The 5,015-nt window shown below is 61.7% G+C and carries 5 protein-coding genes; 2 read left to right on the forward strand and 3 right to left on the reverse strand.

Features of this window, described 5'->3' with window-relative positions; genetic code table 11:
- The 3 genes from KDH09_19650 to KDH09_19660 form a co-directional block, all read right to left on the reverse strand.
- The coding region (locus tag KDH09_19650) for an enoyl-CoA hydratase/isomerase family protein (protein ID MCB0221922.1) at positions 1–749 on the reverse strand (749 nt) is incomplete at its 3' end.
- A 3-nt stretch (positions 750–752) separates the two neighbouring features.
- Complete coding sequence (locus tag KDH09_19655) at positions 753–1,556, reverse strand: alpha/beta fold hydrolase (protein ID MCB0221923.1); 804 nt, start codon at positions 1,554–1,556, stop codon at positions 753–755.
- A 3-nt stretch (positions 1,557–1,559) separates the two neighbouring features.
- Positions 1,560–3,113 carry an AMP-binding protein gene (locus KDH09_19660; protein ID MCB0221924.1) on the reverse strand — a complete coding sequence of 518 codons (1,554 nt, stop codon included), beginning with the start codon at positions 3,111–3,113 and terminating at the stop codon, positions 1,560–1,562.
- A 278-nt stretch (positions 3,114–3,391) separates the two neighbouring features.
- Here KDH09_19660 and KDH09_19665 point away from each other — a divergent pair, with 278 nt between their 5' ends.
- Entirely contained in the window at positions 3,392–4,600 is a 1,209-nt protein-coding gene (locus tag KDH09_19665) for a thiolase family protein (GenBank protein ID MCB0221925.1), read from the forward strand.
- Between the two features lie 24 nt (positions 4,601–4,624).
- Positions 4,625–5,015: OB-fold domain-containing protein (locus KDH09_19670; protein ID MCB0221926.1), on the forward strand; the 391-nt coding region annotated here is incomplete at its 3' end.

Consider the following 5,015-nt stretch of genomic DNA (forward strand, 5'->3'; position numbering starts at 1 on the left):
ATCATCGCGAGGATCCCCTCCTGGGCGTCCTTTGTTTTCATGGTCTTCGCCTGGCACTGCGCCTCAAAAGCCAGCGCGGCATCGGCATCGAAGTCACAGGCCCGGTAGAGTGCCTGCTTGGTGAGCGCCACCGCCAGCGGCGCGCTGCCAGCGATCTCGCGCGCGAGCGCGTCGGTCTTCGCGTCTAGTTCCTCGGGGGCAACGGCGTAGTTGGCAATCCCCAGCTTTTCGGCTTCCTCGCCGCTGAAGATGCGACCGGTAAAGAAGAGTTCGGCCGCTTTCTGCATTCCCACCAGCCGCGGCAACACGTAGGTCGTCGCCATTCCCGGCGTAAAACCAAGGCGCGTGAAGTTCACGCCGAGCTTTGCCGCAGTCGAGACAACCCGCAGATCGCAGGCCAGGGCGAGCCCCAGCCCGCCACCGATGGCGTGACCGTTAACTTTGGCAATTGTCGGCTGCGGCAAATCGCGCAGACACAGGAACGAGCCGTAGATGCGGCGCACCGCCTCTTCCATGCCGCCGGCATCCCTTGCCATTCCGGTCATGGCGCGGAAATCGGCGCCGCTGCAGAAAATCTTGCCAGAGCCCTGCACCACTACCACGCGGGCGTCGTCGCGCTCCTTGAGCTCGGCGACCTTCGCCGCGAAGTCTTCGAGCAGTTCCGGTCGCATGGCATTGCGCTTTTCGGGCTGATTGAGCGTAAGCGTCGCCACATAGTCGGCCACTTCGAGCAGGACGGGATCTGCCATGGCTCAGGCCTCCCATCCGGCAAAGAAGGTGAGCAGTTGCTCATTTACGAAGTCCGGGTTTTCCAGGGTGGAGATATGGGCGGCACCCGGGATGGTCTTGAACGCCGAATCGGAAATACGCTCGTGAATCTGCCGGGATTTCTCCGGCGTTGTGGCCGTGTCGCGCTCGCCGACCATGATGAGCGTCGGCAGCTTGATCGCGGCAAGCTGGTCCAGGATGCTCACCCGCTCAATGACTGCCATCGTCGCGTGGTAGATCGACTCCCCGTCGTTCCCCATCAGCTTTTGCGCGTAGGCGCTCTCAATCCCGGGATTCTCCGCAAGAAAGTCCTGCGTAAAGAAGGTCATGGCCAGCGCCATCTTCGCCATGGGCTCGGCGAGCGGCGCCTTGCGCATCTGGTCGGCAAACATACGGAACTGCTGGAGCTTTTGAGGCTCTTCGACGTCGGCGCTCGTATCGAGCAACACCAGCCCCGCAATCCGCTCTGGCCGGTGAAGCGCCATGCGCATCCCGGTCATCCCGCCCTGAGAGAGCCCCACCCAGTGGAAACGCTCGATTCCCAGCGCGTCGGCAACGGCAAAGACATCGTCGCGATAGTCTTCCAGCGTGAAGGGCTCGCTCACTGCTGCGGAGCGCCCATGGCCGCGAAAATCGATCGAGATGCAGCGGTATTTCTCCGAGAGTGCCGCCACCTGCGGTGCGAACATATCACCGTCAAGCAGCAGGGAGTGGCCCATCAGCACAGGAAAGCCCTCGCCCTGCTCGGCGTAGTGGAACGTGAGTCGGTTGGCTTCAAGCATCGGCATGGCTCAGGCCTCAGCTGCCAGGCCCGTGCCGCTCTGGTCGTCACTGCCACCGCGAAGCGAGCGTTTGAGGACCTTGCCCAGCGCGTTTCGCGGCAATTCGGCCATGAACTCGATCTGGCGCGGCCGTTTATAGTCGGCGAGACGATCTTCACAGAACTTCGCGATGTCGTCTTCAGAGAGATTTGCTCCCGGACGCGCGACGATGCAGGCCTTGATGTCCTCTCCGAGCACATCGTGCGGCACTCCAATGACGGCCACTTCGAGAATCTCGGGATGTTCATGCAGGGCGGCCTCAATCTCAACGGGATAGACATTGAAACCGCCGCGAATGATCATGTCCTTGTTGCGGCCCGAGATGTAGAGGTACCCGTCCTCGTCCAGGTAGCCGAGGTCGCCCGTCTTGAGCCAGCCGTCTTCGGTCCAGGTATCGCTGCTGGCTTCTTCGTTGTTGAAGTAGCGGCGCCGGTGTTTTCCGCGCATGCGAATCTCGCCGACTTCGTTGGGTGCGGCTTCGTTTCCTTCTTCGGTGATAATCTTGAGTTCAGTCCCCGGCAGCGGCCGGCCAATGGAACCCGGGCGCTTTTTCGCCTCGAAGGGGGGCAGGCTGCAAGCAGCGCCGCCTCCCTCGGTAAGCCCATAAACATTAAGCAGCATGGTTTTGGGACAGATCTCACCGAGTTTGCGGACGGCCTCGGGCGGCATCGGCGCCGTCCCGTACATCAGCATCTGGAGCGAGCTGTAGTCGTGTGTCTCGATGTCTGGATGCTGGAGCGCGAGCACAATCATGCTGGGCACCGCATAGCTGAGAACAACCTTGTGCTGCTCGATCAGAGCGAGGAAGCGCCCGGCATCGAACCGGGGCTGGATGATGCTGGTCATGCCGGCCTTGAGCGGCGTCATCATCATTGCGTGGGTACCCGCGAAGGTGAAGAGGGGCACGGCGTGGAGAAACGCGCGGCCACCGAACATCTTGTCGAGGCCCCCGCTGCCGCCCAGTGAGATCACATCGCCGTGGGTGCAGGCCACGCCCTTGGGAAAGCCCGTCGTTCCCGAGGTGTAGAGAATGTCGCAGAGATCATCGGCCGCGCAGGGGATCGCAAATTCGGAATCGTCGCCGTCCTTCAGTAACTCGTCGAGATCCAGCTCGCCTCCGGCCCCCTTCAGCGCCGCCCACCGAACACAGGGCGCGTTCTTGCGTGCGGCTTCAAGCTTTGCTGCGACCGACGCCTCGCCGAGGGCGCCGACTGCTTCACTGTTGGAGAGGATGTAGGAAATCTCGCCGGCAGCCAGGCGGGTGTTGATGGGAACGATGACGCCGCCGGCCTTGTGAACGGCGAAGTAGCCCACCATGAATGAGACTGCTTCGGCGTTGTTGAACAGCAGCGCGACGCGGTCGCCCTTTTCAAGTCCCAACCCCGCCAGCTTGCGCCCCAGCCGATTGCTCAGCCGGCCCCATTCGCCATAGGTGATCTGCGAAATCCCGTCGACGATCGCCGCGAGCTGATCGGGCGTCTTCGCCGCCTGGGAGCGGAGCAGATCTACAATGGACTCAACCATGACTCTCCCCTCGATCCGGCCCGCCCGGAAGCTGCGGCGGTCCGAGCCCATTTATTCATTGCATGCGATATATGTCAACAAAAATCGGAGAACAACACCTGTTTCAAACAAAATCACGGACGCATCTATCTCATAACTATGCAATTTTATTATATATATCTTCTTATCTCTATTATGCTGATGAGCGGCGGATAAAATATTAATTGACGATATAAATTCATTTCCATACGATACACGTGCTTTTGGCGGCTTCGGCCTGCCGATTCCGGGAGGACTCCATGCCAGGGGAACTGCGCGAGGTCGCGATCATCGGGGCGCACGCCACGCCCGTCACCAAGAAGCCCGCCGGGCCCCTGCGCCAGGTCTTCGCCCGCGCGGCCATCGAGACCCTCCGCGACGCCGGGATAAAGCCGGCCGAGGTCGACGGGCTCATCACCACACCACCGGGAATCAATCCAGAAATCGTGATCATGTTCGGCGCGTTTCTCGGGAAGTATCTGGGTCTGAACACCCGCGTGCTCGAAGTGATCGAGAATGGCGGCACGACCTCAGCGCTGGCACTGCGCACGGCCATCAACGAAGTGGCCATCGGGCGCGTCGAGCGCTGCCTGGTACTGGCCGCCGACGAGCGCGCCCGCCTGGGTGACATGAGTGACCTCGACTACACCTTTCGCTTCGGCACACAGTCGAACATCGGTCTACAGGGTGCTTACGATGGCGTATACGGCGGCGGCTTTCCCGTTCCCTTCTACGCCATGGGCGGCCAGCGCTACATGCACGAATACGGAATCAGTCTCGAAGAGATTGCCGAAGTGGTCGTGCAGCTCCGCGAACATGCCATGCGCCATCCCGGCGCGCAGTTCCCCGAGCGCACTAGCGTTGCCGATGTGCTCGCCTCCAAGGTGCAGAGCCCCCCGCTCACGCTGCACATGTGCTGCCCGGTCTCCAGCGCCGGGGCCGGCGTCTTGCTCACCAGCGTTGAAGAGGCGAAGAAGTCCAGAAAACCCTGGGTTCGCATTGCGGGTGTCGGCGGCTACCACGAGGCCGAGCACTTTCTCCCCGTCGATGAAGGGCGCAACTTCACCACCTATCGGTCGGCCATCAAGGCATCCGAACAGGCCTATGCCGAAGCAGGCATCGGCGCCGACGACATCGACGTGGCCGAAATCTACGGCGTCTTCGCCCCGACTGAGCTCATGCTCTACGAGGACCTGGGCTTCGTGAAGGACAAGGGCAAGGCGCCGCAGGCCGTGCGCAACGGCGAGCTCACCCATGGTGGGCGCGTCGTCTGCAATCCCAGCGGCGGGCGCATCTGCTACGGCCACCCTGCCGCGGCCACCCCGCTGCTCGAAACCATTGAAATCGTCCATCAACTGCGCGGCACCGCGGAAGGCCGGCAAGTCGAAGGTGCCCGCTGGGGCCTCACCCACGCCGAACACGGCTGCCTTAACGGCTCATCCGTGATGGTTTACGAGGCCTGCGCCTGAAAACGTCCGACGGGAACCAAGAAGATGAAAGACCTGATCGACAAGTATTCCTGGGAAGCCATCAAACACGACAACGACGGCGCGACGCTGGAGTATTACCGCTCGCTCGGTGAGGACGGCGTGTTTCGCAGCACTGCGTGCGGCGACTGCGGAAAGATTTCCTATCCGCCGCGCACCTTCTGCCCGGCTTGTTTCTCAGAGAAGATCGAGTGGACCGATGTCGGCGCGCGCGGCGCGAGCCTCTATTCCTTTACCACGCAGAGCCGCTCGCTTCGCTTCGGCGCGCCGGCGGTAATCGGCATTGTGGAAATCCCGGGCGTCGGCAGAATTCTCTCGAAGATCAACGCCAAACTCGATGAACTCGCCATCGGGCAGAGACTCAAGTTCGAACCGTTCAAGGTTTCCGAGAGAATCA

Source organism: Chrysiogenia bacterium, from assembly GCA_020434085.1.
In the GTDB taxonomy this organism is placed as follows: domain Bacteria; phylum JAGRBM01; class JAGRBM01; order JAGRBM01; family JAGRBM01; genus JAGRBM01.

Excerpts from the sequence above, each read along its gene's own strand:
- KDH09_19655 (MCB0221923.1), bottom strand. The coding sequence starts at position 1,556 with ATGCCGATGCTTGAAGCCAACCGACTCACGTTCCACTACGCCGAGCAG.
- KDH09_19660 (MCB0221924.1), bottom strand. The coding sequence starts at position 3,113 with ATGGTTGAGTCCATTGTAGATCTGCTCCGCTCCCAGGCGGCGAAGACG.
- KDH09_19665 (MCB0221925.1), top strand. The coding sequence starts at position 3,392 with ATGCCAGGGGAACTGCGCGAGGTCGCGATCATCGGGGCGCACGCCACG.